General features: G+C 71.1%; 17 protein-coding genes. 6 read left to right on the forward strand and 11 right to left on the reverse strand.

Annotated features, from left to right (window positions below; translation table 11 throughout):
• Positions 1-26 precede the first annotated feature (26 nt).
• Together ACIQCH_RS29215 and ACIQCH_RS29220 are read left to right on the forward strand one after the other, a co-directional pair.
• Complete coding sequence (locus ACIQCH_RS29215) at positions 27-785, forward strand: hypothetical protein (protein WP_402585738.1); 759 nt, start codon at positions 27-29, stop codon at positions 783-785.
• A gap of 146 nt (positions 786-931) precedes the next feature.
• The gene (locus ACIQCH_RS29220) at positions 932-1,630 is read left to right on the forward strand and encodes a sigma-70 family RNA polymerase sigma factor (protein WP_402585740.1); all 699 of its coding nucleotides are present in this window, start codon (positions 932-934) and stop codon (positions 1,628-1,630) included.
• An 87-nt stretch (positions 1,631-1,717) separates the two neighbouring features.
• Here the strand turns inward: ACIQCH_RS29220 and tsaD are convergent, their stop codons facing one another.
• The 3 genes from tsaD to ACIQCH_RS29235 form a co-directional block, all read right to left on the reverse strand.
• On the reverse strand, positions 1,718-2,806 hold the full coding sequence (tsaD, locus tag ACIQCH_RS29225) for a tRNA (adenosine(37)-N6)-threonylcarbamoyltransferase complex transferase subunit TsaD (protein ID WP_402585767.1): 1,089 nt from the start codon (positions 2,804-2,806) through the stop codon (positions 1,718-1,720).
• Between the two features lie 153 nt (positions 2,807-2,959).
• Entirely contained in the window at positions 2,960-4,138 is a 1,179-nt protein-coding gene (locus ACIQCH_RS29230) for a GDSL-type esterase/lipase family protein (RefSeq protein ID WP_402585742.1), read from the reverse strand.
• Between the two features lie 813 nt (positions 4,139-4,951).
• Positions 4,952-7,648: a tetratricopeptide repeat protein gene (locus ACIQCH_RS29235; RefSeq protein WP_402585744.1), complete on the reverse strand. Its 2,697-nt coding sequence runs from the start codon at positions 7,646-7,648 to the stop codon at positions 4,952-4,954.
• A gap of 1,004 nt (positions 7,649-8,652) precedes the next feature.
• Here ACIQCH_RS29235 and ACIQCH_RS29240 point away from each other — a divergent pair.
• A complete protein-coding gene (locus tag ACIQCH_RS29240; protein WP_402585746.1) occupies positions 8,653-8,958 on the forward strand; it encodes a hypothetical protein in 306 nt (101 codons plus the stop codon).
• Positions 8,959-9,082: 124 nt separating this feature from the next.
• On the opposite strand, the gene ACIQCH_RS29245 is transcribed toward ACIQCH_RS29240, so the two are convergent.
• From ACIQCH_RS29245 to ACIQCH_RS29255, 3 genes are all read right to left on the reverse strand, one after another.
• Complete coding sequence (locus ACIQCH_RS29245; protein WP_402585748.1) at positions 9,083-10,273, reverse strand: acyl-CoA dehydrogenase family protein; 1,191 nt, start codon at positions 10,271-10,273, stop codon at positions 9,083-9,085.
• Positions 10,274-10,393: 120 nt separating this feature from the next.
• Positions 10,394-11,272, reverse strand: coding sequence for a ketose-bisphosphate aldolase (locus ACIQCH_RS29250; protein WP_402585750.1), 879 nt, complete (start codon positions 11,270-11,272; stop codon positions 10,394-10,396).
• Positions 11,272-12,330: an SIS domain-containing protein gene (locus tag ACIQCH_RS29255; RefSeq protein ID WP_402585752.1), complete on the reverse strand. Its 1,059-nt coding sequence runs from the start codon at positions 12,328-12,330 to the stop codon at positions 11,272-11,274. Before ACIQCH_RS29255 ends, ACIQCH_RS29250 begins: the two co-directional genes overlap by 1 nt.
• 156 nt (positions 12,331-12,486) lie before the next feature.
• On the opposite strand from ACIQCH_RS29255, the gene ACIQCH_RS29260 reads away from it, so the two are divergent.
• Together ACIQCH_RS29260 and ACIQCH_RS29265 are read left to right on the forward strand one after the other, a co-directional pair.
• On the forward strand, positions 12,487-13,266 hold the full coding sequence (locus tag ACIQCH_RS29260) for a DeoR/GlpR family DNA-binding transcription regulator (RefSeq protein WP_402585754.1): 780 nt from the start codon (positions 12,487-12,489) through the stop codon (positions 13,264-13,266).
• 336 nt (positions 13,267-13,602) lie between these two features.
• On the forward strand, positions 13,603-14,562 hold the full coding sequence (locus ACIQCH_RS29265; protein WP_402585756.1) for a LysR family transcriptional regulator: 960 nt from the start codon (positions 13,603-13,605) through the stop codon (positions 14,560-14,562).
• A 144-nt stretch (positions 14,563-14,706) separates the two neighbouring features.
• On the opposite strand, the gene ACIQCH_RS29270 is transcribed toward ACIQCH_RS29265, so the two are convergent.
• The 3 genes from ACIQCH_RS29270 to tdh form a co-directional block, all read right to left on the reverse strand.
• Positions 14,707-15,621 carry a LysR substrate-binding domain-containing protein gene (locus tag ACIQCH_RS29270; protein WP_402585757.1) on the reverse strand — a complete coding sequence of 305 codons (915 nt, stop codon included), beginning with the start codon at positions 15,619-15,621 and terminating at the stop codon, positions 14,707-14,709.
• Between the two features lie 130 nt (positions 15,622-15,751).
• The gene (locus tag ACIQCH_RS29275) at positions 15,752-16,951 is read right to left on the reverse strand and encodes a glycine C-acetyltransferase (RefSeq protein ID WP_402585769.1); all 1,200 of its coding nucleotides are present in this window, start codon (positions 16,949-16,951) and stop codon (positions 15,752-15,754) included.
• 173 nt (positions 16,952-17,124) lie between these two features.
• Complete coding sequence (gene tdh / locus ACIQCH_RS29280) at positions 17,125-18,153, reverse strand: L-threonine 3-dehydrogenase (protein ID WP_402585759.1); 1,029 nt, start codon at positions 18,151-18,153, stop codon at positions 17,125-17,127.
• Positions 18,154-18,342: 189 nt separating this feature from the next.
• Here tdh and ACIQCH_RS29285 point away from each other — a divergent pair, with 189 nt between their 5' ends.
• Positions 18,343-19,296 (forward strand): alpha/beta hydrolase fold domain-containing protein, encoded by a 954-nt coding sequence (locus tag ACIQCH_RS29285; protein ID WP_402585761.1) that lies wholly within the window; start codon positions 18,343-18,345, stop codon positions 19,294-19,296.
• A gap of 61 nt (positions 19,297-19,357) precedes the next feature.
• Here the strand turns inward: ACIQCH_RS29285 and ACIQCH_RS29290 are convergent, their stop codons facing one another.
• Positions 19,358-20,104, reverse strand: a complete 747-nt coding sequence (locus ACIQCH_RS29290; protein WP_402585763.1) for a hypothetical protein — start codon at positions 20,102-20,104, stop codon at positions 19,358-19,360.
• A 126-nt stretch (positions 20,105-20,230) separates the two neighbouring features.
• Positions 20,231-20,788: a type 1 glutamine amidotransferase domain-containing protein gene (locus ACIQCH_RS29295; RefSeq protein WP_402585770.1), complete on the reverse strand. Its 558-nt coding sequence runs from the start codon at positions 20,786-20,788 to the stop codon at positions 20,231-20,233.
• Positions 20,789-21,202 lie beyond the last annotated feature (414 nt).

Below are 21,202 nucleotides of genomic sequence, written 5' to 3' on the forward strand. Positions count from 1 at the left end.
ACTGTTCCCGAGCCGCCCGGGCTGCGATGTTCGCAGTCGTCTGCGTGCTGCTCGCGACGACCGGCCACGTCCTCATGTCGGGCCGGGACGTGCCGTGGTGGGCCGCGCTGGCCGCCCTCGCGGTGACGGCGACGGCTGCCTGGGCCACGGCGGACCGCGAGCGCGGACTGCTCGCCGTCACCACGGCGACGGTGGCCGTCCAGGCCGTGCTCCACACCGGGTTCACCCTGGCCCAGTCGTTCCTCACCCCGCCCCCCGTGTCCCGGCCCGCGCCGGGTACCGCGCCGGCCGGCGAGCACGCCCATGACGCGATGCACTCCATGCACGGCATGCACACGCATGCCATGCACATGGCCGGTATGCGTACGGGCGGCACGCGCATGGGCGGCATGTCCGCGAGCGGCATGTCCATGGGCGCGACGGGCGGGGACGGCATGCACGACACGGCGTCCGCGGCATCCTCGGCGGCCGCCGCCGTGCTGCCTTCCGCCGGCCATGACATGGCGGGCACGTCCTCGATCGGGATGCTGGCCGCGCACCTGCTGGCCGCCGTCCTGTGCGGGCTCTGGCTCGCCTACGCCGAGCGGGCCGCCTTCCGCCTCCTGCGCGCCGTCGCGGGATGGCTCCGGGCGCCCCTGCGCCTGCTGTTCGGCCTGTTCACGCCGATTCCGCCCCGGCCGCGCCCCCGCGTGCGCCGCACCCGCGACCGGCACGTCCTGCGCCGGCTCCTCCTCGTCCACGCCATCACCTCACGGGGTCCTCCGACGGGAACCGCTGTCCTGTGACAGCCGGCTTCCCGAGCGGACGCTGACGGCACGTCCCGCGCCGTCGCGCCTCGGGCATCGGCCATGCCCTCCGGCAGGCCGTAACCCTTCATCGGCTCCGCCGCGCGCGCAGCCGAACTCCCCTTTGCCCTAAGGACCTCGTGGCGATGACCCCTGCCCTGACCAAGCAGCTCCCCACCCATGGCGAAACGACCTGCCGGCGTGCTCCGGACCCCGAAGCGGAGGTGACGCGGCTGGCCCTGGAGGCCCGTGACGGCGACCCCGCGAAGGCCGACCGCTTCGTACGCGCCCTCCACCGCGACGTATGGCGTTACGTGGCGTACCTCAGCGCCGACCCGCAAGCGGCCGACGACCTCACCCAGGACGTCTTCCTGCGCGCGCTCGCCGCGCTCCCGCGGTTCGAAGGCCGTTCCTCGGCGCGCACCTGGCTGTTGTCCATCGCGCGCCGCACCGTCGTCGACAGCCTGCGCCGCGCGGCGGCCCGCCCCCGCCTGTCGCACCACCAGGACTGGCAGACCGCGGCCGAGCAGGCGCAGCCCCACGGCGTCCCCGGCTTCGAGGACGGCATCGCCCTGGCCGAACTCCTCGCGCTCCTTTCGGCCGAGCGCCGGGAGGCCTTCGTCCTCACCCAGCTCCTGGGCCTCAACTACGCGGAGGCGGCCGAGGCCGCGGGGTGTCCGATCGGCACGGTCCGCTCGCGCGTGGCCCGGGCGCGTACGCACCTCGTCACGCTCCTCACGGAGACACCCCCCACGACGCGTACGCCGCAGGACCCGCCGGTGCCCGTGACGGGGTGGCGGAGCAGGAGCACCGGGGAACCTCTGCTCTCGGCCTCACGGGCGTGATCCCGAACCCGCGCGGCCCGTCCCCCGCACGGGGCGGATGACCGCACCACCGTCACCCGTCCCCCGCGCGGGGGACGGGTGACCCCATCACCGTCCGGGCCGGGCCCCGTCGACAGCCGGGGCCCGGCCGGACGGCGCGTTCGCCGCGGGGTGCAGGGCCGCGTACTCCAGCGGCGCCGACGGGTCGACGGAGACGTCCAGTTGGGCCGGGTCCGCGCCGGCCCGCACCAGCAGGTCGCCCACGGCCGCGATCATCGCCCCGTTGTCCGTGCACAAGGTGAGCGGCGGCACCCGGAGTTCGACACCGGCGGCCGCGCAGCGCTCCTCCGCGAGGGTCCGCACCCGGGAGTTGGCCGCGACGCCGCCCACGACGACCAGCGTCCGTACGTCGTGCGCGCGGCAGGCGGCGAGCGCCTTGCGGGTCAGCACGTCCGCGACCGCCTCCTGGAGCGAGGCCGCGCCGTCGGCCAGCGGGATCTCCTCGCCGCTCTGCCGGTGCCGTTCCGCCCACCGCGCGGCGGCGGTCTTCAGCCCGGAGAACGAGAACGCGTACGGATCGTCGCGCGGGCCGGTCAGCGGGCGGGGGAAGGCCACCGCGCACGGGTCGCCGCCGCGGGCGGCCCGGTCGACCGCGGGCCCGCCGGGGTACGGCAGGCCGAGGACCCGGGCGACCTTGTCGAAGCACTCGCCCGCGGCGTCGTCGACCGTGTCGCCGAGGTGCAGGATCGGGTCGCGCACGAGGTCCCGTACGAGCAGCAGCGAGGTGTGGCCGCCGGAGACGATCAGCACCATGCACGGGTTCGGCAGCGGCCCGTGCTCCAGCGTGTCCGCCGCCACGTGCCCGGCGAGGTGGTGCACCCCGTACAGGGGCACCCCGGCCGCGTAGGCGAGGGCCTTCGCCCCGGCCAGTCCCACCTGGAGCGCACCCGACAGGCCGGGGCCGGTCGTGACGGCGACGGCGTCGACGTCGCCGAGGTGCAGGCCCGCCCGGTCGAGGGCCTCCTGCACGACGGGGTTGAACGCCTGGACGTGCGCGCGGGCCGCGATCTCCGGCACGACCCCGCCGAACCGGGCGTGCTCGTCCATGCTCGACGCCACGACGTGCGCGAGCAGCCGCCCGCCGGACACGATTCCGGCCCCCGTCTCGTCACACGACGACTCGATGCCCAGCACCACCGGAGCGCCCACGCCGACCTCTTCCCGCACATGACAAGTTCTTGCAAACTACTCGCAACAAAGTACCGGGTCCTCTCCCGGCCGCGGAGGGCGCGGGGCGGGCGGCCGACGCGCGGAGGAGGTGCCGGGCACGGTCTCCGCGCGATCCGGCGGTCAGCCGGCCCCGACGGCGAAGGGGCCATGGTCGGCGAACGCGAGCCTCGCGAAGTTCTCGCCGATGCGGCGGTGCCCTTCGGGTCCGGGATGGAGCGCGTCCGGGAGCGGGAACTCCGCGTGGTCCTCCTCGCCGTAGAGGTCCCGCCCGTCGAGGTAGTGGAGGTTCGGGTCCTCCGAGGCCCGCTGCGCGACGATGCCGGCGAGTACGTCGCGGATGACGGTCAACGTGAGGCGTCCGGCGGCGGTTTCGGCCGGATCGCCGGTGGCCTTGAAGCGGAGCGTCCCGCCGTCGAGGTCGGGCACGAGGGGGCCGGGGGTGTCTTCGTGGGTCGGGCACAGCACCGGCGACACCACGAGCAGCGGTGTCGTCGGGTGGCCCTCGCGGAGGGTGTCGAGGAAGCCGTGGACGGCGGGGGCGAAGGCCCGCAGGCGCATGGCGTCGCTGTTGACGACGTTGATGCCGAGCTTGACGCTGATCAGGTCGGCAGGGGTGTCCCGCATCGCACGCGCGGTGAACGGGTCCACCAGTGCACCACCGCCGAACCCGAGGTTGATCAGCTCCACGCCGCCCGCGGAGGCGGCCAGGGCGGGCCAGATGGCGCTCGGGTGGACGGCGTTCGAGCCGTGGCTGATGGAACTGCCGTGGTGCAGCCACACCCGGCGTCCGCCGTCCGGCGCGGGAGCGACGGGAGCGTCGGTGCGCAGGGCGATCACCTCGGTGATCTCCGCGTGCGGGAGCCAGATCTCGATGCTCTTCTCGCCGTCGGGGAGGCCGGTGAAACGGGCGGTGCCCGCCGGCCCCGCGGTGAACTCCGTGGTCTGGGCGAGCATGTCGGTGACCGTGTGGAGGTTCCCGCCGGCCACGGTGGCCTGGGCGGTGAGCCGACCGTCGACCAGGAGGTCGTACACGCCGTCCGCCGGGGGCGGGAAGCCCCGGTAGGCCCGCTTGGTGGGCAGCGCGTCCAGCTCGACGGTGGTCGCGCTGGTGCGGAAGGCCAGCCGGACGCCGGAGGGCTGGGCCTCCGCCACGGCCAGGCGGTCGTCGGGGATCTGCCGGCGCGCCCGGGCGGGCAGCCGGTGCGGCAGCAGACCGTGCGCGGTCCGCTCCACCTCGAGGTGTCCGCGCAGGAAGTCGGCGGTGACGGGGGTGGTGACCCAACTCTGTTCGGTGCTCATTGCCTCGGTTCTTCGTTCTGGGCGCGTGACCCATCCCTGTAGGCACATCGCAGCACCGCACCACAAGAGGGCGCACGCCACGGTGGCCGGATCAGGCTCCCCTGCCTGCCCGAGCCATCCCCCGGCCTCCGCAGGCGGCCCTTGGTCACGGGCCTCGGATCCGGGCACGGCAGTGGCCCGTTCGGGCCGGACCGCATGGTCGGTCACGGGCCGGAACCCGGCGGTTGTGACCAGGATCCTTGGTTGGCACCATGCAACTTTCGTGACGTGGACTGATGCCAAGTAGCTTCAGCGGCCGGAGGCACGGGATCAGAAAGATGGTTGGCAATTCGGTACAGCGCAGGTGACCAGCGAGTCGCCGTAGCTGGGCATCCGCAGCACCTAGCTAGCTAGTCGCGCACGAGGCGAAGGACGGGATCGATCTCTGCCGGAGCCTCGTGCAGCTGACGGGCCGCCCTCAGGGCCGTGCGCTCGTGGGTGTCCTGCGTCATCTCCTCGCAAAGCTGTAGCGCCTCGTGTGCCCGCTCACCCCTCCCAAGAAACCGGGACGGACCGGCGGTTTGGGAAGGTCCCGAGACAGCCCCACCTGGACACGGTGCTTGGCCCGGCTCGACGTAATGATCCTCGCCTGCAGAATCCAGCCCGACCGACGCATGCACGCCCAGCCAGACGAGCCGACACGACCCTAGACACGACAACTCGCCACTGAGCAGCTGGAATCAGCACACCGCGCACTACTTCTACCCGGCCAAGGCGGCACAGAGCTGTAGATCCAGGAGGAACAGCCGGATGAGCCAACGAGTTCCTGACCGCCTATCCCTCCTCAAGCGCGTTGGCCGCATCCAGCAGATTCGAGGCCCGTACGTCATCGCCTTGTTCATGTGCGAGGAGACCGAGTGACGCCAGTGTGCGTGCTTGGCCGTGACCATCTTGCACTTCTTGGTGCAAATGCAATGCCTGGCGAAGCAGTTTATCGGCTTGACCGCACTCTCTGCGAGCGCGGGCGAGATCGCCCAACGAGGTCAGAGTCCAAGCCTGGCCGAGCCGGTCGTCTCGTTGCATGAAGAGCACCATGGCTGCCTGGAGGTACTCCTCAGCTCTTGCGTGATCGCCTCGCGCTTGGGCCACACCGGCAAGAGAGCGCAGGGTCCAGGCTCTGCCACCGTAGTTACCCAGGTCCTGGTAGAGCGACAGCGCGGAGAGTAGCTGCTGCTCAGCCCCGACACAGTCGCCCATTCGGCGAACTACGTTGCCCAGCGAGCTCAGAGTCTCGGCTCGACCAAGCCGGTCCTGGAGCTCCTCATGGAGGGCCAGGGCTCGCCGAAGAAAACCCTGCGCTCTTTCGTAGTCGCGGGAGCGATAAGCCACATTACCGAGATAACGCAAGGTGTCGGCTTCGCCGTGCCGATTCTGCAGTTTTCTGTGCAGAGCCAATGATTTCTTCAGGAGTTCCTCCGCGTGCCGATAAGCGCCGCGCAGTCGCGCCATGTTCCCGAGAGACCGCAAGGTCCACGCTTCACCGTACTCATCGTTCAGTTGCTTGTGCAGGGCCAGTGCTGACTGGAGCAGGCTCTCGGCGCGCGCATGGTCACCGCGCATGCGAACCGCGTTACCAAGGGAACGCAGGGTTTCGGCTTCGCCATGCTTGTTACGCAGCTCCTGGTGACGCCACAAGGCATCCTCAAGAAGACTCTCAGCCTGCTCGTGATTGCCGCGCAGGTTTGCTACATCTCCCCATGCCCGGAGAGTCCACGCTTGGCCAAGTTGTTCATCCAGCCTCTGATAGAGGCGCAGTGACGAACGCAAGAATTTCTCCGCCTGCGCGTACTCGTCACATAAATAGGCCACGTTGCCGAGAGCACGTAGCGTGTCCGCTTGCCCTCGCATGTCGCCCAACTTTTCATACAGCGACAAGGCGGGGAAAAGTAGCTGCTGTGCCTGTACGCCCTCGTTTCGCATATAGTGCGTGAATGCGGAGAACCTGAGCACGTGTGCATGAACTAGTGGACTCCATTTCCGCACTCGCTCCGCATGATCGGGCGTTGCGGCAACATCAAGGAGTCGGGCACCGTGATCCAACTGAAACAAATCCAGTGCACGCTGCAGTCGTTCCCGCCACTCGTCGACAAGGCGGTCATCGCTGCTGGCGAAGCGATGATACGCCTCTTCAAGGAAATTCTCTGCGAACTTGAAATAATCACCCGCGATTCGATGGAGTTCACGCAAGCGCTCTGGTTCATGCCTCTGCAGATGAGCGAGGAAAGCTGAGCGCACCAGGCCGTGCAGCCGATAGTCCTGGGATCCGTCATCTCGCCGTTGCATGAACGATGAATAACTCAGGAGTTGTCTGAACCAGTCTTGGGGCAGCCCTCCCAATAGGTTGCCGCGTCGGAGTATGTAGGAAAGGGATCCTTTTGTGACGGTGCGCAGGACAGCTGCTGCTTCTACCACGCTTCGCTGATGCAGTGGCAGCCGATCGAGGAAGATCGCCGGCAGCCATTCCTCGACAACTCTCCCCGTCGCTGTGCTGGAAAGCCAGTGGAAAGTAATCGGGTTGTGCCCAATGGACTCTTGTTGGATCAACTGGGCTGCCATGCTGGTCCAGCCCGGAAGACCTCTGCACAGGCGGTGAACTGGCTCAGCGAGCGACTCGTCGATCTGACAGGAACCCAGGAAGGCTGCGGTGTCAGCGATTTCCCATTCGACGAGCTGCACCTGCGCGGCTGGGACTCGGCGCAGCGGCATGCGCTCTCGCCCGGCAATGACAACTTTCAAGCCGGGCTGAGATGAAAGCAACCGAGGAATTACCCGGTCTGTGAACCAGCTTCCCACTGCCGCCGAATGCTGGGGTTGAGGAGAACGATGACGTGTCGCATCGTCCCGCAGTTGCAGCAATTCGACAGTGTCAATAAGGAGGAGTGCATCACGACTGTCCGCTGAGGCCAACTGACACAATGCATCAGTCAATGAGTTCCGATAAGCGGTGAGGAATACCTCTTCGGGTAGAGGCATGTTCACTATCGTCGGCGAGTTCACCATCTTACTGGCTCTGGATACCGAGATGTTGACACCGACGGCGGCGGCCCAGGCTCTTTGGGCTCTGGATTCAGCTCGCTTGTAGGCATCCAAGAGGTATCTGCGCCGACGACCTGGATGCCAGCTCGCCAAGTGCCCTGCGATTTCCCTCAAGAGGTCCGTAGCGAGATCAGGACCGTACCCATGCGCCGCATCGTCGCAGGACACGAGGTCCTGTATGTCGACCAGTGCGACCCTGCCTTCGGCTCGAGATCGCTCCGATTGCCTTTCCCTCTCAGCGAAGTGCTGGAGCAGTCGAGACTTCCCTTGACCCGACATTCCCCACACGGTTACAGCCCGGTGGGCGGAGCTCCCTGCCACGACACCGTCCAAGATACGCAGAGCGTCATCCCGGCCGGAGAAGTTCCCCACGTTATCCACTACGGCCCCCTCTTCACCGCAGCCCCATTGCATGAGTGACGATTCGTCAATCATCTTCTACTGTAGGGATGTTCGGGGGTACATGTCGCGGCTAGAGGTGATGTCTGGATGCATCTGAGGGCATTGTGTCAGGCGGTGGCCACCGTCGCGTTGGGTGTGGCCACCGGCGTACTCATCAATCTAGCAACAGAGGAGTGGAGTTGGGGAGTGGCTTCGGGCCTGGTCGCCTCCGCCTCGGGCTCGGCAGCACTGCTCTATTGGGAACGGGTCCGCTCAACAGCCACTCCTCGTAGCCGATACGTCGAACATGTGTCAGGCCGCGCCCGGCTGCTTGGCGGCAGCACATCAGTGACAGGTGGGGCTAGCCTGACGATCAACCTGAACCGTGAGGCACGGTTGAAGGACTCTGCGACCAGGGCTTCGGGCGACGTCACGGTGGAACGCCGAGTCGACCACGGCGCGATCGTTGATGGCCATGACGTTGATGTCCAACCGTGATGGAGTGGGGCATTGATGCTTGATCTCGGACACTCGGCACACCGATCTTGAGGATCTGAGAAGAGAAGTCACCTCGTGGCGACGAAGCACCATCCGCCGGAGCTCAAGGCGGACCCAGTCGTGCTGTACCGGTCGCGCCCGGGGAGCGATGATCAAGCAGGTCGCCGCCGATGCAGGCATCAGCACGGAGACGTTGGAGCCGGATACGTGCCGCGGACGGCCGGCGCCCGGGTGCTCGTGCGGCCCGGCCCGTGGCTGCGGCCGACGCTCCGGATTCCGCCCTCGAACCGCACGAGCCCCGGTGTGGGCGGCGCCTCGTCCTACGCGGCTCGCGCGCCGAACTCAGACTCCGTGTCTTCGGCGAACTAAACGATCTACCCGGCCATCAGCCGGAACGCTCCCGACCAAGACGCGGCGCCTCCCCCTGGAACGATCCAGCCCTCGGGCGGACCCGATGCCTCGATGTCTACTGAGCGCTTTTGGGCCAACAATGACTTTCCGTCACACCGCATGTGACCACAGCTGATACTCAATCGGATGGGCTGGGGAGCATCCTGCGCGTGGATGCCTTCGGAAGCGTAAGGCTGACCACAGGGTTGCTGAAGGATCTGCGACTCACTGACCGCTTGGACGTCATGCATAAACTTGAGAAGGCCCTCTGGTTCCGCCTGGAACCGGGCAGGACTCTCTCGGGGACGACGCGCCCAGTAGTCGGGCACCTGCGCGATGCCACAGTCCTCGCGCAGGAGTCGAGCCTGGGCGCACGTCGCCTGGCAGCGGACTGGGCACTGCGCACAGCGGCAGCACCGCCACTGCGCTTCGGCCTGTCCGGCGTGCTGGCATTCGACGTGTACACCGTCGTCTGACGAACGGAACGGTGTCGCTGCAGCCCATTGGCTTCTAGACAGGTCCCGCCCGTGCGGAACCTGCGGCACCTCTTGGTGACAAGTACGAATCCCAAGTGCCAACCAAAGATCCTCGTCACAGCGGTCAGCGGCGGACGCGGGGCATGCCGAGGCCGATCCAGGAGATGATCTCGCGCTGGATCTCGTTGTTGCCGCCGCCGAAGGTGAAGATGACCGCCGAGCGGTAGCCGCGTTCGAGTTCACCGTGCAGGACCGCGCCGGCGGAGCCGTCCTTGAGGGGGCCTGCGGCGCCGACGACCTCCATCAGCCAGGCGTACGCGTCGCGGCGGGCCTCGGAGCCGTAGACCTTGACGGCGGAGGCGTCCTGCGGGGTGAGGGTGCCGGCCTCGACGGCGCCCACCATCTGCCAGTTGAGGAGCTTCATCGCGTCGAGGCGGGCGTGGGTACGGGCCAGGCGGCCGCGGACCCAGCCGAGGTCGATGACGCGCCGGCCGTCCGCCAGCTTGGTGTCGGCGGCCCACCGTTGGACGTCGTGGAGGGCGCGGATGGCCATGGTGCCGTGGGCGGCGAGGGTGACGCGCTCGTGGTTGAGCTGGTTGGTGATCAGCCGCCAGCCCTTGTTCTCCTGCCCCACCCGGCGGGAGGCCGGCACCCGGATGCCCTCGTAGTAGCTGGCCGTGGTGTCGTGCGAGGCCAGGGTGTTGATGAGGGTGCAGCTGTAGCCGGGGTCGTCGGTCGGCACCAGGAGCATGGTGATGCCCTTGTGGGCCGGGGCGTCGGGGTCGGTGCGGACGGCCAGCCAGACCCAGTCGGCGGTGTCGCCGTTGGTGGTCCAGATCTTCTGGCCGTTGACGACGTACGTCCCGGTCTCCTCGTCGCCTTCGCGCACCGCCCGACACTTGAGGGCGGCCAGGTCGGTGCCGGCGTCCGGCTCGCTGTAGCCGATGGCGAAGTCGATCTCGCCGGAGAGGATGCGCGGGAGGAAGTACGCCTTCTGCTCGTCGGTGCCGAACTGCATGATCGTGGGACCGACGGTGTTCAGCGCCATCAACGGCAGCGGGACGACGGCCTGGGCCGCCTCGTCGAAGAAGATGAACTGGTCCATCGCCGACATGCCGCGCCCGCCGAACTCCTTCGGCCAGCCGACCCCGAGCCAGCCGTCGGCGCCCAGCTTCCGGATGGTCTCGCGGTAGAAGCGCTTCTGGGCCGCGGGGTCCCCGTAGCGGGCGTGGACGTCCTCGGGGACGAGCTCGGCGAAGTAGGCGCGCAGTTCGGCGCGCAGCCGCCGCTGCTCAGGCGTGTATTCGAGGTGCACGGCCCCTCCAGGGTCTCGCGTGGCGAACAGGTGCCCATCTCCCAGCGATGCGGCGCACAGAGTAGAACCTGTTCCAGGAATCCGGAAGGGCCGTGCGAGGGGGCGTCGGCGCCGGTCGCGTCAGAGCCGCACGGCCTCCGCCGGCACCCCCGCCCGTAGCGCGGTGATCAGCTCGGCCGCCGTCCGGACCATCGCCGCCCGCCCCTCGGAGAGGTACTTCCGGCTGTCCACGGCACTCGGATGGGCCGTCAGGTACGCGCGGATCGCGTCCGTCATCGCGAGGTTGAGGGCCGTACCGATGTTGACCTTGGTGATGCCGCCGGCCACGGCCGCGGCCAGTTCCTCGTCCGGCAGGCCCGAGGAGCCGTGCAGGACCAGCGGCACGTCGAGGCCCGCGGCCAGCCGCGCCAGCAGCTCGTGGTCGAGGGAGGCGGTGCGGCTGGTCATGGCGTGCGTACTGCCGACCGCCACCGCGAGCGCGTCCACGCCCGAGGCCTCGACGAACCGGCGGGCCTCGTCGGGGTCCGTGCGGGCGCCGGGCGCGTGCGCGTCGAGCGCGGGGGCGCCGTCCTTGCCGCCCACCTCGCCCAGTTCGGCCTCGATCCACAGCCCGTTGGCGTGCGCCCACTCGGCGGCGGCGCGGGTGGCGGCGAGGTTCTCCGCGTACGGCAGGTGCGCCGCGTCGTACATCACCGAGCCGAACCCGGCGTCGGCGGCCCGGTGCAGCAGGTCCCGGCTCTTGACGTGGTCGAGGTGCAGGCCGACCGGGACGGCCGCCGCCTCGGCGGCCGCGGCGGCGGCCCTGGCCAGCGGCAGCACGCGGCCGTGCCGGTACTTGACCGCGTTCTCGCTGATCTGGAGGACCACGGGCGAGCCGGTGGCCTCGGCGCCCGCCACGACGGCCTCGGCGTGCTCCAGGGTGATGATGTTGAAGGCGGCGACGGCGGCGCGCTCCGCGGCCGCGTGGGCGACCAGGTCGCCCGTGCTGACCAGCGGCATCAGGCTTCCTCCTCCAGGATCACCGAACGGGTCAGGTGGCGCGGCGCGTCCGGGTCCAGCCCGCGGGCGGCGGCCACCGCGAGGGCCAGCCGCTGTACGACCACCAGTCCCGCGACGGGGTCGAGGGTGATGTGCGCCCAGCGGGCGCCGGTGGCCCGCACCTGGTCCTCCAGTCCGTACGGGGCCTGGCCGAGCAGCACGGTGGCGCTGCCCTCGGTGGTCACGCTGATCGGGCCGTGCCGGTACTCCATCGCCGGGTAGGCCTCGGCCCACGACAGGGAGGCCTCGCGCATCTTCAGCGCCGCCTCCTCCGCCAGGCCGCAGGTCCAGCCGCGGCCGAGGAAGGTGAACTGGCCGCAGTCGACGAGGCCGGCCGGCACGGGTTCGGCGAGGGCGGTGCGGGCGTCCTCGACCACCCACTCGGGGAAGAGGTCGAGGTGCGCGCGGAGCAGGGTGAGGGCGGTGGTGGCGAACCGGGTCTGCACGACGGAGACCTCGTCGGCGAAGTCGAGCACCGCCAGTTCGTCGGCCAGGTCCGCGACCGGGGTGGCGGGATCTCCGACCACGGCGGTGGTACGGGTGGTGCCGCGCAACCGGGTGAGCAGGTCCAGCACCTCGGTGGTGGTGCCGGAGCGGGTCAGCGCCACGACGCGGTCGTAGTGGCGGCCGACGGGGAACTCGGAGGCGGGGAAGGCGTCGGTCTCCCCGAGGCCGGCCCGTTCGCGCAGGGCGGCGGCGGCCTTGGCCATGTAGTAGGAGGTGCCGCAGCCGGTGAGGGCGACCCGCTCGCCCTGGGCGGGCAGCACGTCCCGGTAGGCGGGGGCGAGTTCGGCGGCGCGCAGCCAGCACTCGGGCTGGCTGGCCAGTTCGCGGGCGGCGTGGCCGGCCGGGGCGGCGGGGGCGCGGTTGCCCGGGGCGGCCGGGGCGGCGGTGTGCGGAGTGGCGGGCGAGGCGGCGGTCCGGGCGCCGGGGGCGGCGCCGGGCGCCCCCGCTCCCGTTCCCGCTCCCGCTCCCGCGCTCACGCCGGTGGTCACATCTGCGGTCACATCGGTGCTCATTCCTGACGGACTCCCTCTGGATGCTCGTTCTTGCAAGTTATCGTGCGGTTTCGAGCAACTTCAAGCATGCGGTCCAGGATTTGCCGGATAGGGTGCACAGGCACGACGAGACCCCCACGACCAGACTCGTCCACCGAGAGGATGGGAGCCCCCTTCATGACCCGCGACGCGCGCTGGAAGACCCTGCTGGACCTGCTCGTGGAGCGGGGCCGCCTGGACGTGGAGGAGGCCGCCGAGACGCTGGGGGTCTCGGCCGCGACGATCCGGCGCGATTTCGACCAGCTGGCGGAGCAGCAGCTGCTGGTGCGCACCCGCGGGGGCGCCGTACCGCACGGGGTCTCGTACGAACTCCCGCTGCGCTACCGCAGTTCGCGGCGGGCGGCCGAGAAGGAGCGCATCAGCGCGGCCGTGGCGGAGCTGGTCGCGCCGGGCGAGGTGGTGGGCCTCACGGGCGGTACGACGACCACGGAGGTGGCCCGGGCGCTGGCCGCGCGGCCGGACCTCGCGACCGGCTCCCCGGCGCTGACCGTGGTGACCAACGCGCTGAACATCGCCACCGAGCTCGCGATCCGGCCGCAGTTCAAGATCGTGGTGACGGGCGGGGTGGCGCGGCCGCAGACGTACGAGCTCATCGGCCCGCTCGCCGACGGGGTGCTGGGGCAGATCACCCTGGACGTCGCCGTGTTGGGCGTGGACGCCTTCGACCCCGATCACGGCACGGCCGCGCACGACCAGGACGAGGCGGCCATCAACCGGCTGCTGTGCGAGCGGGCCCGCCGGGTCGTGGTGGCGACCGACTCCAGCAAGCTCGGCCGGCGCGCCTTCGCCCGGATCTGCCCCACCGCCCACGTGGACGTCCTCGTCACGGACGCGGGGGTGGACGAGCGCACGGCGGACCTCTTCCGCGAGGCGGGCGTCGAGGTCCGGGCGGTCTGAGCCCCACCGTTGCGCCGCACGAAGGAATTCCACGCTTCGTGCAACCAAACACGTCGTGTACGGGTCACTTTTTTCGCCACCCCGGCGAACCTGAGGAGCCCGTGAAGTGCACCCCACATGCCGAGGGCCCCGGACTCGTCCGGGGCCCTTCGCGTCCGTGAAAGCGCCGGAGCGCGGTTTCGCGGCACGGGCGCGCAGCCTGCCGTCTGAACCCCCGTACAAGACGGCCGACGAATGCCTCTCGCGCCCGCCTAAAGCATCGATCAAGCCCCCCACCAGGAACAATGCCGAAAGCTGCAACAATCGGTCACCCTGGATTACCGATAGGAGTGCACCGTGCTGGAGCGGCACGAGATGGACGGCTTCCTGGTCCTGGCCGAGGAGCTTCACTTCGGCCGCGCGGCGGAGCGGTTGATGGTCTCCCGGGCCCATGTCAGCCAGACCATCAAGAAGCTCGAACGGCGCATCGGGGGGCCGCTGTTCGTCCGGACCAGCCGCCGGGTGGCCCTGACCCCGCTGGGCGAGCAGCTGCGCGCGGACCTGGCCCCGCACCACCTCGGCATCGCGGAGGCGGTGCGGCGGGCCGTCGCGACCGCGCAGGGCACCACCGGCACCCTGCGGATCGGTTTCGTCGGCGCGCTGTGGGGCCAGCTGCTGGTGCTGGCCGCCGACTCCTTCCGGGCGATGCACCCGGACTGCGAGGTCCGCCTCCAGGAGTACTCCTTCGGCGTCGCCCAGGAGCCGGTGCGGTCGGGCGAACTGGACCTGATGAACGCCAGCTTCCCGGTCCTCGAGACCGACCTCGTCACGGGCCCGCCGGTGGTCCGCGAGCCGCGGGTGCTGGCGATCTCGGCCGACCACCCGCTGGCCGCCCGCAGCACGCTGACCCTCGCCGACCTGGCCGGGGTGACCATGATCCAGACGCCGACCATGCCCACGTACTGGTCGCGCTCGCGGACCCTGCGCGAGGGCGGGCCGGACGACGGGGAGCCGGAGCCACCACGGGTCGGTGCGCAGGCTAGCTCGCTGCAGGAGGGGCTGGCACTGATCGCGGCGGGCAAGGGCGCGTACCCGGTCGGGGCCCAGGTGGTGCGCTTCTACCAGCGGCCGGACCTGGCCTACGTCCCGATCACCGACGCCCCGCCGCTGGACTGGGGCCTGGTGTGGAAGCGGGGCCACGAGACGCCGCTGCTGCGCGAGTTCACGCGGGTCGTGGCGGAGGTCGCCGCCACGTCGGGCCATCCGGGCACCTCGCCCGCGGAGGTGGCGGGCGGCCGGCCGGAGGGCGAGGGCTGAGGGGTTCCGGCCGGCGGCTGCCGGCCGGCGGCTGCCGGCCAACGGCTTCCGGCTTCCGGCTTCCGGCTTCCGGCTTCCGGCTTCCGGCTTCCGGCTTCCGGCTGAGGACCGTGGGCGGCCGTCCCGCGGCTGAGGCCCGCACGGTCAGCTGGTCGACAGGTTCCCGGCTTCGCGCCGCAGCGCGTCCAGTACCGGCCGCAGCAGCGGGTGGGCCTCCGCCCCGCGGCGGGTGGCGGCGAACACCCGCCGGGTGGCGGCCGGGCCGGTGACGGGACGTACGACGGTGTCCTTGAGTTCCATCCCGCGCAGCGCCGAGCGGGGTACGAGCGCCACGCCGGCCCCCGCTCCCGCCAGCGCCACCACGGCCCGGAAGTCGTCGGAGGAGTGCACGAGCCGCGGCTGGAACCCGGCCAGCTCGCACGCCGTGACCATGACGTCGTGGCACGGGTTGCCGGGGTAGGGGCTGATCCAGTCGCTGTCGGCCAGTTCGGCCAGCGCGACGGCCGGGTGCATGCTCAGCGGGTGCGAGGCGGGCAGCACGGCGTCGAAGGGCTCGGCGTACAGCGGTACGAGCGAGAGCCGGCCGTCGTCGGCGCCGGGACCGCCGCGGTACTCGACGGCCAGGGCCAGGTCGGCCTCCCCGTCCAGGAGCAGCGGCAGGCTCTCGTCGCCCTCGGCGTCGCGCACCCGGACGCGTATGCCGGGGTGCTCGTGGGAGAGCCGGGCCAGGGCCGGGGCCAGTACCTCGGCGATGCCGGTCGCGAAGGACGCAACGGTGATCTCGCCGGCCGCACCGCCCGCGTAGGCGGCGAGCTCGGCCTCGGCGCGCTCGAGCTGGGCGAGCACCTCGTGCGCGTGGCCGAGCAGGATCTCGCCGGCCGCGGTGAGCCGGACGCCGCGCCCGCTGCGGGTCAGCAGGGTGTGGCCGGTCTCCTGCTCGAGCGCGGCGAGCTGCTGGGAGACGGCGGAGGGGGTCAGGTACAGGGCCGCCGCCGCGGCGGTCACCGTGCGGTGGTCCGCCACGGCCCGCAGGATGCGCAGCCGCCGTGGGTCGATCACCAGATCATTGTGACAGGCGGGACGCGTGCGCCGTACCGCTCCCGAGGCCGGGGGCACCGGGCCCGGCGCCGGACCGGAGGGCTGGCCTCCGGCCCGGCGTCGTGGCTGCGGTCAGCCCTCGCGGCTGCGGTCAGCCCTTCAGGGCCGCGCGGGCGTCGGCGAAGGCGGCGACGGCGCGCTCGACGTCCTCGGTCGAGTGGGCCGCGGACAGCTGCACGCGGATGCGCGCCTGGCCCATCGGGACCACCGGGTACGAGAAGCCGATCACGTACACGCCGCGCTCCAGCAGCAGCTCGGCCATGCGCCCGGCCTCGGCCGCGTCGCCGATCATGACGGGGGCGATGGCGTGGTCGCCGGGCAGGATCTCGAAGCCGGCCTCGGTCATCTTCGTGCGGAACAGCTTGGTGTTGGCCGCGAGGCGCTCGCGCAGGTCGCCGGCGGACTCCAGCAGGTCGAGGACCTTGAGGGAGGCGGCGGCGATGACCGGGGCGAGGGAGTTCGAGAAGAGGTACGGGCGCGAGCGCTGGCGCAGCAGCTCGACGATCTCGGTGCGGGCGGCGACGTAACCGCCGGAGGCGCCGCCGAGGGCCTTGCCGAGCGTGCCGGTGATGATGTCGACGCGGTCCATGACGCCGTGCAGCTCGGGGGTGCCGCGGCCGCCGGGGCCGACGAAGCCGACCGCGTGGGAGTCGTCGACCATGACCATGGCGTCGTAGCGCTCGGCCAGGTCGCAGATCTCCTGGAGCGGGGCGACGTAGCCGTCCATGGAGAACACGCCGTCGGTGACGACCAGCTTGCGGCGGGCGCCGCCCTCGACGGCTGCCTTCAGCTGGGCTTCCAGGTCGGCCATGTCGCGGTTGGCGTACCGGAAGCGGCGCGCCTTGGACAGCCGGATGCCGTCGATGATCGAGGCGTGGTTGAGGGCGTCGGAGATCACCGCGTCCTCGGGGCCGAGCAGGGTCTCGAAGACGCCGCCGTTGGCGTCGAAGCACGAGGAGTAGAGGATCGTGTCCTCCTGGCCGAGGAAGGCCGACAGGCGCGCCTCGAGCTCCTTGTGCACCTCCTGGGTGCCGCAGATGAAGCGGACGGAGGCCATGCCGTAGCCCCAGCGGTCCAGGGCGTCCTTGGCGGCGGTGACGACCTCGGGGTGGTCGGCCAGGCCCAGGTAGTTGTTGGCGCAGAAGTTGAGCACCTCGCCGGGGGCGCCGCCCGCGGTGACGTTGACGGCCGCGCTCTGCGGCGTGCCGATGACGCGCTCGGGCTTGTGCAGACCCGCCTCGCGGATCTCGTCGAGGGTGCTGCGGAGGTCGTCGCGTACGGACTCGAACATGCTGCTCACGGCTCCTTGTGCGGCGGAGGACGTCGGAGGAGGTCGAAGGACGTCGGAGGTGGTGGCCGGGCCCCGCCGGAGGGGGGAGGGTCGGGCGGGGCCCGGCCACGGGGAAATGTGGTCTGAGGCGGACGGGCCCGCCCGCTCGACGGGGGGCCGGTGTCCGGTGCGGGTTACGCCGTCCAGTCCAGGATGATCTTGCCGCTGCGGGCGGTGGCGGCCTCGTCGAAGGCGGCCTCGAAGTCCTGGTAGGCGTACTTGCCGGTGATCACCGGGCTGAGGTCCAGGCCGCCCTCGAGCAGCACGGTCATCGCGTACCAGGTCTCGAACATCTCGCGGCCGTAGATGCCCTTGATGGTGATCATCGAGGTGACGATCTTCGCCCAGTCGACCGGGAACTCCTGGGCCGGCAGGCCCAGCATCGCGATGCGACCGCCGTGGGTCATGTTGTCGATCATGCCGCGCATGGCCTCGGCACGGCCGGACATCTCCAGGCCGATGTCGAAGCCCTCGCGCAGCCCGAGCTGCTGCTGGGCGGCCTCGATCGAGGACTCGGCGACGTTGACGGCGAGGGTGGCGCCGGCCTTGCGGGCCAGTTCCAGCCGTTCCGGGCTGACGTCGGTGATCACGACGTTGCGGGCGCCGGCGTGCCGGGCGACGGCCGCGGCCATGATGCCGATCGGGCCGGCGCCGGTGATCAGGACGTCCTCGCCGACCAGCGGGAAGGACAGGGCGGTGTGCACGGCGTTGCCGAACGGATCGAAGATGGCGGCCACGTCGAGGTCGACCTTGGTGCGGTGCACCCAGACGTTGGCGGCTGGAAGGGTGACGTACTCGGCGAACGCGCCGTCGCGGCCGACGCCCAGACCGACGGTGGCGCGGCACAGGTGGCGGCGGCCGGCCAGGCAGTTGCGGCACTTGCCGCACACCAGGTGGCCCTCACCGCTGACCAGGTCGCCGACCGTGACGTCCTGGACGTCCGAGCCGATCGCGGCGACCTCGCCGACGAACTCGTGGCCCAGGACCAGCGGCGTCTTGACGGCGCCCTGCGCCCAGCCGTCCCAGCTGCGGATGTGCAGGTCGGTCCCGCAGATGCCGGTGCGCAGCACCTTGATCAGCACCTCGCCCGGACCGTACTCGGGCTCGGGCACGTCCATGAGCCAGAGTCCGGGCTCGGCCTTGTGCTTGACGAGTGCCTTCATGGGTGCGGCTCCAGGCATGCGTGCGGGCGCGCGGCCACGGCGAGCCGCGCGGTGATCTCTTGATGTGACCAATGTGCCGAGGGGGAACGTTTCAGTCCATCGAGGATTTCTTAAGCGGGTCGACAGCAGAACTTCACGCCTATGCTCCCTACCGTGACGAGGGCAGGGGTGCTTGGGGAGGGGATCGGCGTGGCGACGAGCCAGTCGAGCGCGGTGGGCCGGGCCGGCGTACCCAGCTTGCGCAGCCGCGCGTGGTGCGCGGCCGCGATCGCGTCGGGACACCGCAGACGGTGGACGAGCGCGGCCGCGGTGCGGGCGGAGGTGGCGGCCAGCGCGCGCCGGCCGGCCTCGCACCTGCCGCCGCGGAGCCTGGCGAAGGCGACCGAGCTGTCCCGGACGTTCGTGGGCGCCTGGCCGGTGTACGACGTGGCGCCGCGCGAGGGGGACCCCTCGGCGCGCGTGCTCTACGTGCACGGCGGGGGGTTCATCCACGAGCTGGTACGGGCGCACTGGTCGCTCGTACGGACCCTGGTGACCGGGGCCCGCGCGCACTGCGTGGTGCCGGCGTACACCCTGGCGCCGCGCGGCACGGCGGACCGCACCGTGCCGGTGGCGGCCGACCTGCTGAGCGGGCTGATCCAGAGCGGCGGCCCGGAGGGCACCGTACTGATCGGCGACTCGGCCGGGGCGGGGCTGGCGCTCGCGGCGGCCCAGCGGCTGCGGGACCGGACCGGGGCGCAGCCCTCGCGGATCGTGCTCATATCCCCGTGGCTGGACGTGTCGATGAGCCATCCGGAGCAGCCGGCGATCGAGGCCCGGGACCCGGTGCTGGCGCGGGCCGGCCTGCTGGAGGCGGGGCGGCTGTACGCGGGCACGCTGGAGATGGGCGACCCGCGGGTCAGCCCGCTGCACGGGTCGTTCGCGGGCCTGGCCCCGATGACGGTGTTCACGGGGACGCGGGACGTGCTGGCGCCGGACGCGCGGGAGCTCGCGGCCCGGGCCCGGGCCGAGGGGGTGGCGGTGGACCTCCACGAGGCGGAGGGCCAGGCCAGCGGCTACCCGCTGCTGCCCGTCCCGGAGGGGCGGACGGCCCGGGAGCTGCTGGTGGAGCTGGTACGGACGGCCGGCTCGGCGCGCGTGTGAGGGGGCGCCGGGGGCGCCGCGTGGGTGAGGGGGGTGCCGGGAGCGCGCCGCGTGGGTGGCGTCAGCGCAGCTGCGACAGGTCCACGGAGTCCGAGGGCGCCGGGGTCTTGGTCGGGACCGGCTTGTCGAAGTCGGAGAAGGTGGCCTTCTCGCGGTTGCCCTTGGCGTCCTTGCCCTCGATGCGGAGGAGGTACGGCTCGTCCTCGGTGGACACGTAGAACGTGCCGGTCTCGCCCGCGTGGCGACTGTTGACGGCGATCGCGGGGGCACCGTCCACCTTCGTCTTCGCCCCCTTCGTGAGCTGCTCGCCGGCCGGCTTCGCGGTGAACTTCTCCTTGAAGTGGTTCAGGTCGCAGAAGAGGGAGAAGTCCTTCAGCAGCACGCTGTTGGTGGTGCCGTGCAGCCAGCGGCCGTTGATGAGCGCGATGGCGTCGTCCGCGGCGGGTCCCGGGATCTGCGAGCGCAGGAGGGCCTCGTCGAGCTTCATCCACACGTCCTGGCCGCGCTTGACCACGTCCGCCTTGCCGTTGTCGCCCGGCAGCTTGACGGTGCCGGTGCAGTTGCCCTGCGTGTCGAAGGCGATGTCGAGGCGCGTGGTGCCGGTGCGGTCGGTGAGCTCGGCCACCATGCGCATCGAGGTGGCGGCCTGCATGGCGGCGCGGGACTTGGCGGCGATGGTCTGGGCGCTCTGGTCCGCGATGCCGTTGTCGTCGGCCGCGGCCGCTCCGGCGGTGCCCGCCACGAGGACGCAGACGGCGCCGGCGGCCAGGCACCGCGCCACGACTGCCGTTCTCCGGTGCGAGGTCATCGCGCCACCTCCAGCCGCACGGGTGTCACCCGTTCAGCCTAGATCGGCGCGTCACGCCCCGCAGTCCGGGAAGCGCTGCCCGACCGCACCGCGCTCAGGTGGCCGGCCTCCCGGCCGCTGCGGTGCTCAGGCGGCCAGTCGACCGCCTCGGCGTCCTTCGAACTCGTGCAGGAACGCCCCGCAGAACGCCTCCAGGTCGGCCGGCCTGCGACTGGTGATCAGGGTGCCGGGCGCCGCGTGGCACACGACCGACGGCTGGTCCTCCCAGCGGCCGCCCGCGTTGCGGATGTCGGTGCGCAGGCTGGGCCACGAGGTCAGCGTCCGGCCGCGCACCACGTCCGCCTCCACGAGGATCCACGGCGCGTGGCAGATCGCGGCCACCGGCCTGCCCAGGCCGAAGAGGTGCCGCACGAACGCCACGGCCTGCCGGTCGGTGCGCAGGGCGTCGGGGTTCGCGACGCCGCCGGGCAGCACCAGGGCGTCGTAGTCCTCCGCGGTGCTCTCGGCGACCACCGCGTCCACGGAGTAGGTACCCGCCCTGTCGAGGTGCCGGAACGCCCGGACGCGGCCGCGCTCGGTCGACACCAGCACCGGTTCGCCGCCCGCGTCCCGGACCGCCCGCCAGGGTTCGGTCAGCTCGACCTCCTCCACGCCCTCGGGGGCCATCAGGAAGGCCACCCGCAGGCCCGTCAGTCCGTCGGTGCCGTTGCGCATGGCGCTCACCGTCCTTCCTGCGTTGTGGGTTGCTTTGGGGTGGGTTGCCTTTGTGGTGGGTTGCCTTTGTGGTGGGTGTTGGTGGGTGGTGGGTGGTGGGTGGGTGGTGGGTGGTGGGTGGTGGGTGGGTGGTGGGTGGTGGGTGGGTGCCGGTTCTGCTTCGCGCACCCCGCCCCTGCCCCGTCGCGCGGGTTTCACGTACGGGAAACGTGCGCGCGTCCGGTGTCGGGGCTTGCTCGCTTCGGGGGCGGGTCCCGTGGTGTGTGGGTCCCCTCGGCGCTTGAGGCGGCATGGCCTGCAGGCCCTGCGGCAGGCCCACCCCTGGGGCAAGGGGGCTCCGCCCCTGGCCTGCGGCCACCCCAGGCCCGGGCCTGCCTCCGGACC

The sequence above is a fragment of the Streptomyces sp. NPDC093225 genome (genome assembly GCF_044753805.1).
In the GTDB taxonomy this organism is placed as follows: Bacteria; Actinomycetota; Actinomycetes; order Streptomycetales; family Streptomycetaceae; genus Streptomyces.

Excerpts from the sequence above, each read along its gene's own strand:
- ACIQCH_RS29215 (WP_402585738.1), top strand. The coding sequence starts at position 27 with ATGTTCGCAGTCGTCTGCGTGCTGCTCGCGACGACCGGCCACGTCCTC.
- ACIQCH_RS29220 (WP_402585740.1), top strand. The coding sequence starts at position 932 with ATGACCCCTGCCCTGACCAAGCAGCTCCCCACCCATGGCGAAACGACC.
- ACIQCH_RS29230 (WP_402585742.1), bottom strand. The coding sequence starts at position 4,138 with ATGAGCACCGAACAGAGTTGGGTCACCACCCCCGTCACCGCCGACTTC.
- ACIQCH_RS29235 (WP_402585744.1), bottom strand. The coding sequence starts at position 7,648 with ATGATTGACGAATCGTCACTCATGCAATGGGGCTGCGGTGAAGAGGGG.
- ACIQCH_RS29250 (WP_402585750.1), bottom strand. The coding sequence starts at position 11,272 with ATGCCGCTGGTCAGCACGGGCGACCTGGTCGCCCACGCGGCCGCGGAG.
- ACIQCH_RS29255 (WP_402585752.1), bottom strand. The coding sequence starts at position 12,330 with ATGAGCACCGATGTGACCGCAGATGTGACCACCGGCGTGAGCGCGGGA.
- ACIQCH_RS29260 (WP_402585754.1), top strand. The coding sequence starts at position 12,487 with ATGACCCGCGACGCGCGCTGGAAGACCCTGCTGGACCTGCTCGTGGAG.
- ACIQCH_RS29275 (WP_402585769.1), bottom strand. The coding sequence starts at position 16,951 with ATGTTCGAGTCCGTACGCGACGACCTCCGCAGCACCCTCGACGAGATC.
- tdh (WP_402585759.1), bottom strand. The coding sequence starts at position 18,153 with ATGAAGGCACTCGTCAAGCACAAGGCCGAGCCCGGACTCTGGCTCATG.
- ACIQCH_RS29290 (WP_402585763.1), bottom strand. The coding sequence starts at position 20,104 with ATGACCTCGCACCGGAGAACGGCAGTCGTGGCGCGGTGCCTGGCCGCC.